A 6,710-nucleotide genomic window follows, 5' to 3' on the forward strand; every position below is an offset into this window, starting at 1 on the left:
CACTGCTCGGCTTCATGATCAGCCTTGCCGTGTCTATCGGGGAAATCTCGATACCGCTTGATACGACCGCAAAAGCCGTCATGAAACGTGCCTTTGGCATGCCCTTCGAAATCAGTCGTATTCATGAAGGGGTGATCTGGGATTACCGGCTGAGCCGGGCATTGGTTGCAGCAAGTGCTGGAGCTGCATTGGCTTTGTGTGGTGTGATTTTGCAGGCATTGCTGCGCAATCCGCTTGCAGAGCCGTTTGTGCTTGGCATTTCAGCTGGTGCCTCCACCGGTGCTGTCTGCATCATGGTGCTGGGTATTGGTTATGGCGTCTTGACCTTGTCGACAGGTGCGTTTTTAGGCGCCGTGGTCGCGTTTCTGCTGGTCTCACTGCTTGCAGCTGGCGCCGGCGGTAGCAGCGACCGTATCATTCTTGCCGGTGTCGCCGGTTCGCAACTCTTTAATGCGCTGACGTCTTACATCGTCACCACGTCAGCCAATGCCGAACAGGCGCGGGGCGTGATGTTCTGGTTGCTGGGTAGCCTGTCCGGTGTGCGCTGGCCGGATGTATATCTGGCGGCACCTGTGGCACTTCTCGGTTTTGCTTTCTGCGCGACCCACGCACGCGCGCTGGATGCCTTCATGTTTGGCACGGATACGGCAGCAGGCCTTGGTATTCCTGTTCGCCGGGTGCGGATAACGCTGCTGGGTGTAACAGCCTTGATGACGGCAACAGTTGTCAGCATTGTCGGCTGTATTGGTTTTGTCGGGCTGGTCATTCCTCATGCGGCGCGGTTCATCGCAGGCCCAGGGCATCAGCGGCTCCTGCCGGTATCTGCAATGATTGGCGCGATCTTCATGGTCGCGGCCGACATTGTGTCTCGTATCATCATTCCGCAACAAATCCTGCCAATTGGCGTGGTCACGGCGTTGTTTGGTGCGCCTGCCTTCGCCTTTATTCTTTACCGGGCACGGAGGGCCGCATGAGTATTTCACTTGATAAGGTGCACTGGTCGTCCGGCGGCAGCATTATCGTCAATGGCGTTACCCTTGATGCGGCACCCGGCACAACGCTCGGCCTTCTCGGACCGAATGGGTCTGGGAAATCCAGTCTTTTGCGACTGATCTGTCGTATTCGCAAAGTGCAAAGCGGCGTGATCACACTGGGCGGTGAGGATATCGCCACGCTGTCACAGGCGCAGATCGCCCGAAGCACAGCCTTCGTTGAACAGCAGGCGACCACAGAAATTCAGGTCAGCGTGCGTGATGTTGTACGGCTTGGTCGCACACCGCATCGCAGCCCGATTGCCATCTGGAAGACTGAGGATGAGAGTGCTGTACAGGATGCCTTGAGCCATGTCGGCATGCTCGACAAGGCTTCGAGGCTTTGGCACACATTGTCGGGTGGGGAAAAACAGCGCGTTCACATCGCTCGCGCGCTTGCGCAAACGCCGTCACAGCTGTTGCTGGATGAACCGACAAACCATCTCGATATTCAACATCAACTGGATATTCTCGCCCTAGTCTCAAGGCTTCCGGTAACCTGTATCGTCGCCCTGCATGACCTCAATCTTGCTGCGATGTTCTGTGACAATCTCGCCGTGATGCATGTGGGCGAAATCGTTGCCTTCGGCACACCTGAAGAGGTACTGACGGAAACGCTTATTCGCGATGTGTTCGGTGTCAGCGCCCGCATCGAGCGTTCTTCCTATCACGGGCGTTGCCACATCCAGTATAAAACGGCGTAATTCATGACGTCTGATAATTTCCATCTCAAGGATGAGATCAAGGAATATTGGTCCAATCGTGCACAGACATTCGATCTGGCGTTTGGCCACCGCATACCTCCCGGTCCTGAATTTGACGCCTGGCAACGCCCTATCCGGCAAGCGCTGGGTGACGTGCCTTTGTCCGTTCTAGAACTTGCCAGTGGCACCGGGGAGGTGACACAGCTCATTCATGATCTTGGCCATGACGTTACGGCGCTCGATTTTTCCGAGGCGATGTTGTCGGTTGCCAGGCACAAACATGCGAATAAACCACGCTTGCGTTTTCTGCTGGCTGATGCCGAAAACACGATGGAGCCGGACGCACGTTATGATGCCATCGTCTGCCGCCATCTGGTCTGGACTCTAACGCAACCGGAAAAGGCGTTTGAGGAATGGCACCGTATTCTGAAGCCCGGTGGTCGATTGCTGGTGTTCGATGGCGACTGGGCGCGACTGACGTTGACTGGCCGCATTGCCGCGACCGTGATCAGGCTTGTCGACCGCTTGAGTGGGCAGGATCCTTATTATGACAGTGCGCAGGGCGAGAAACACAAAAGGATCATGGAGCAAATACCATTTAGCAATGGTCTTCGTCCAGAACGCATCATTCCGCTTCTGGAACATGCCGGGTTCGATAATATCAGCCTGCAGTCCCATGCTCCCATTGCCGCAGCACAAAGAAAGCAGGCTGATTTTCGCAATCGGTTGCGAACACGGCTTTATCGCCGGTTCATTCTGACCGCGACAAAAGCTTGATGTCAGGCGAAACGACCGGCGCGGAATGGATCAACGGATATAGCAGTTTCTCGTCCTGCGATGAGATCGCTGACCAGCCTACCAGTCGCTGCTGACTGGGTCAGGCCAAGATGTCCGTGACCAAATGCGTAGATAATGGCGGGACTTGCCTTGGACGGTCCGATAACCGGTAAGCTGTCCGGCATTGACGGGCGGAAACCCATCCATTGTTTGCCACCATCCGTCTTCAGACCGGGCAGGAACTTGGCCGCTTTGCCAAGCAAGGCTTCAGACCGATGGTAATTCGGGGGCAGGGACAGGCCGCCGAGCTCCACTGCGCCACCGACACGAATGCCTGTGGAGAGCGGGGTAACCACAAAGGCGTGGTCGTTGAAATAAAGCTGACGGTTCAATGTGAAGGGCTGTAATGGCAGCGTGGTGTTGTAACCGCGTTCGGTTTCAAGCGGCAACGTGTCACCAAGGCTTGAGCCGAGGTTTTTCGACCATGCCCCACCTGCAACAACGACCTTGGCTGCATCAATTGTCTTTCCACCGGTCAACGTCACGCGTGCTTCATCGCCCAAAGGTTCGACACGCAAGGCTTCACCAACGACCAGTTCTGCACCGCGCGCAATCACCAGCTCGGCAATCGCTTTGGTAAAGTCACGTGGTTCTGAAACCTGCAATCCGCCTGGAGTAAACATCGCATGCTGGAATTGCGGAGCAAGGCCGGGCTGCAGTGTTTCGATCTCGTCGCGTCCGACACGGTTGAAAACAAAACCTGCCTTTTCCTTTTCGCTCCAGTCTGCGGCGGCGGCATTAAAGCTGGTTTCGCTGTCATAAAGGTCCAGCGTTCCTGTATTGCTGATGAAACCGGACAGCTCTGGCATGGCGCGAATGGTTTCCATTTCCGCAGCGGCCAATCCCATCATGGAAATTTGAGTTTTCAAGCCATGGCGGAACGCGGCCTCCGAGCTCGCGCGCCAGAAACGCCAGAGCCAGGGTGCAATCTTCAACGCATATGATGGCGGTACGCTCAATGGCCCAAGCGGATCCATCAGCCAGCGCGGTGCCTTTTTCATGATGCCGGGTGCAGCGATGGGAATGATTTCAGGAAAAGCCAGAATGCCGGCATTTCCGGCGCTGGCGCCGCCGGCAATTTCACCACGTTCCAGCAGTGTTACGGAGCGGCCTTGCTGTTGCAGATAAAGCGCCGACATAACGCCGATGATGCCCGTGCCGATAACCAGCACATCGCATTTTTCCTGACCACTCATAAAACACTCCCGCAGTTTTTGTCACTCTTCCCAACCACGGAGGGAGTGCTTGTAGCAAGCATTAACATGACGTAATACATACTGTCGACACAAAAGGTGAGGTGTCGACGTGTGATGGAAGTTGCCCGGCGGTCTCAGGCAAACAGATCGTTATGATCAGCATTTTTACTGCTGCGTGCGCGGTGTGATGAACTTTTCAGATCAACGATCGGTTGGGGGTAGTTTGTACCCAATGTCACGCCTGCCTTTTCACGGATATCCTCCGGTGCGTCGAATGGCTTATGGATCCATTTGTCGGGCATATTGGCCAGCTCTGGTACCCACTGGCGGATGTAAGTACCCTTTGCATCGAAACGTTCACCTTGCACGACCGGATTGAACACCCTGAAGTAGGGCGCGGCATCCATGCCGCAGCCCGCGACCCATTGCCAGCTACCCGGGTTGCTGGCGATATCGGCATCAACCAGCGTGTCCCAGAACCATTCTTCACCGCGCCGCCAATCGATCAGAAGGTTTTTGGTCAAAAGGGATGCGACCAACATACGGACACGGTTGTGCATCCAGCCGGTCGCCCATAATTGCCGCATGCCGGCATCGACAATTGGAAAGCCCGTTTGTCCTTTTGTCCATGCGTCAAATGCCGTGCTGTTATCGTGCCATTCGATATGGGAGATGGCGTCTCGCATATCGTAGCGGGTGATATCCTTGCGGTGATAAAGTTGATGGTAATGGAAATCACGCCAGATCAGTTCAGAAAGGAACTTCTCTATTCCACTGGAGAGGGAAGTGTGCTGTTCTCCATAGTGCAGGGCGCCATGCCATAGCTGGCGCACACTGACTTCACCAAACCGCAGATAGGGTGAAAGTTTTGACGTGCCGTGTTTGCCAGGGATGTCGCGACTTTCAGCATAGGTTTTGACCGTTTCATCAAGGAAATCATGGAAGTGGCCGTATCCTGCCTCTTCGCCAATGTCCCATAGGCCTGCCATTTTTTCCGCCCAGTGCGGTTGTGCAGGGCGCTTGTACGTGTCCTGGCTAGCAGAGGATGTGTTCGCCTTGCTTTCGCGGAGACGTAAGGGGGCTGGTACTCCTTTTTGCCGTAACGCGCGGGCAAAGGGCGTGAAGACCTGATAAGGACCGCCACTGCCGGTTTCGACTTGCCAGGGCTCCAGCAAAAGGTTGCCGGAAAATGACGTGACGGTAAAACCGGACTGACGCAGCTCTGCCTTGATATGGGCGTCGCATTCCCGTTCGGAAGGTGCGTATCGGCGGTTCCAGAAAACCACTTCCGGCTTCAGATCTTTGGCGATCTTTGGCAACAGATCCTTCGATTCACCTGTCTGGACAAGCAGTTCTACGCCGGCTTTTGCAAGTTGCTGCGCAAAAAAGCTGAGGCTTTGTTCAAGCCACCATTGCGCAGCACCGCCCGGCAGACGTTGGGCAGTATCCTTTTCATGGATGTAAATGGCGGTAACGGTGCCGCCGCGTGCGAGGGCCGCGTCAAGGGCTGGATTGTCGCCCAATCTCAAATCGTTACGAAGCCACACGAGTGCTCGTGAAACCATCTTCCGGCTCCTGTTTATAGGTGGAGAGGAAGCATACTGTGATGCTTGTTATTGTGATTGAAAGTGAAACTGTCCGACATCGATACGACCAGAGCGGAAACCGGCCGCGCAATAATGCAGGTAATAGCGCCACATGCGTTTGAAACGTGCGTCGAAACCGAGTGGTTCAATTTTGTGCCATTGCGCCGCAAAAGCCCGGTCCCACCACAGCAGGGTTCTTTCGTAATCCAGACCGAACAGGTACTGGTCCTTCAGCCTTAAACCATGGGTGTCGGCGACGCTGACAAGCGCGTCATTTGAAGGAAGCATGCCGCCAGGAAAGATATAGGTCTGGATAAAATCCGCCGTGCTGCGATAGTTCTCAAAGCGGCTGCGCGCTATGGTAATGACCTGCAGCATTGCTTCGCCACCCGATTTGAGAAGTCCCTTGACCTTGTCGAAATAAATGGGCCAGTTTTCTTCACCAACCGCCTCGAACATTTCAATTGAGACGATCTTGTCGAAGGAACCGTCGCAGTCGCGGTAATCCTGAATGCGGATTTCGACCTGTTCGGTAAGCCCAGCCAGGTTCATCCGCTTGCGCGCATATAGCGCCTGTTCGTTGGAGAGGGTGAGGCACAGGATGCGACACCCGGTTGTGCGTGCCGCATATTCCGCAAATCCACCCCAACCACAGCCGATTTCCAGAACGGTATCGGTATTCTGGATATTGAGCTTTTCAACAATGCGGGCGTATTTCGCGGTCTGCGCTTCATCCAGCGGCTGCTCAGGGCGTTCGAAAATTGCCGATGAGTAGGTCATGGTGCTATCGAGCCAATGACCGTAAAACATGTTGCCGAGATCGTAGTGAAACGCGATGTTGCGGCGACTTCCACCCTTGGTGTTGGCATTGCGGCGGTGCCGGTAATTGGCCATCACTTTGCGCAGGAAGGGTATGGTGATCAGTCCTGACAGTACCGTTTCATTGGCAAGGCCCAGATCAAGGACAGCGCCAATGTCGGGACTACCCCACGTGCCATCCATGTAGCCGCGCGCCAGCCCAAGATTACCCTCGGTCATGATTTGCCAGACGAAGCGGCCTGAAAAAATCTCGATGGCAGCGGCGGGACCAGGAAGTTCACCGGCAACATGGTGCATGCTGCCATCCGGAAAGTTTATCGTCAAACTGCCGGCGACAATGCGGTTCGCCCAGCCCTTCACCAGTTTTGCCCAGAATGGTGTCTGGCTCAGGCGGCCTGAGAAAGACTTTTCTTCAGCGTGTGTCATGAGCCTGATTTCCTGCAGGTGTGGGTTTGACGACAGTGCTGGCAACCCGGTTGGCTGCTGCACGGTGGCGATAAATGGGTGCGCCCTTGCGCCATAGCAGAAGGGCTTCCC

Annotated in this window: 6 protein-coding genes and 1 pseudogene; 3 read left to right on the forward strand and 4 right to left on the reverse strand. The window is 55.3% G+C overall.

Annotation, left to right across the window (positions count from 1 at the left end; all coding sequences use genetic code 11):
* Positions 1–14: 14 nt before the first annotated feature.
* The 3 genes from RT613_RS10005 to RT613_RS10015 are packed head-to-tail and all read left to right on the forward strand — an operon-like array spanning position 15 to position 2,512.
* Complete coding sequence (locus tag RT613_RS10005; protein WP_409558804.1) at positions 15–974, forward strand: FecCD family ABC transporter permease; 960 nt, start codon at positions 15–17, stop codon at positions 972–974.
* On the forward strand, positions 971–1,735 hold the full coding sequence (locus RT613_RS10010) for an ABC transporter ATP-binding protein (protein ID WP_313614996.1): 765 nt from the start codon (positions 971–973) through the stop codon (positions 1,733–1,735). Before RT613_RS10005 ends, RT613_RS10010 begins: the two co-directional genes overlap by 4 nt.
* 3 nt (positions 1,736–1,738) lie before the next feature.
* Positions 1,739–2,512: a class I SAM-dependent methyltransferase gene (locus RT613_RS10015; protein WP_313614997.1), complete on the forward strand. Its 774-nt coding sequence runs from the start codon at positions 1,739–1,741 to the stop codon at positions 2,510–2,512.
* A 2-nt stretch (positions 2,513–2,514) separates the two neighbouring features.
* Here the strand turns inward: RT613_RS10015 and RT613_RS10020 are convergent, their stop codons facing one another.
* The 4 genes and pseudogenes from RT613_RS10020 to RT613_RS10035 form a co-directional block, all read right to left on the reverse strand.
* Positions 2,515–3,768, reverse strand: coding sequence for an FAD-binding oxidoreductase (locus RT613_RS10020; protein WP_313614999.1), 1,254 nt, complete (start codon positions 3,766–3,768; stop codon positions 2,515–2,517).
* A gap of 134 nt (positions 3,769–3,902) precedes the next feature.
* Entirely contained in the window at positions 3,903–5,333 is a 1,431-nt protein-coding gene (locus RT613_RS10025; protein WP_313615001.1) for a deoxyribodipyrimidine photo-lyase, read from the reverse strand.
* A 48-nt stretch (positions 5,334–5,381) separates the two neighbouring features.
* Entirely contained in the window at positions 5,382–6,599 is a 1,218-nt protein-coding gene (locus RT613_RS10030) for a cyclopropane-fatty-acyl-phospholipid synthase family protein (RefSeq protein WP_313615003.1), read from the reverse strand.
* Positions 6,586–6,710, reverse strand: a pseudogene (locus RT613_RS10035) (DUF1365 domain-containing protein); the annotation flags it as partial. The pseudogene RT613_RS10035 and the gene RT613_RS10030, both read right to left, overlap by 14 nt.

Origin of the sequence: Agrobacterium sp. (genome assembly GCF_032092815.1) — a bacterium.
Lineage (GTDB): Bacteria > Pseudomonadota > Alphaproteobacteria > Rhizobiales > Rhizobiaceae > Agrobacterium.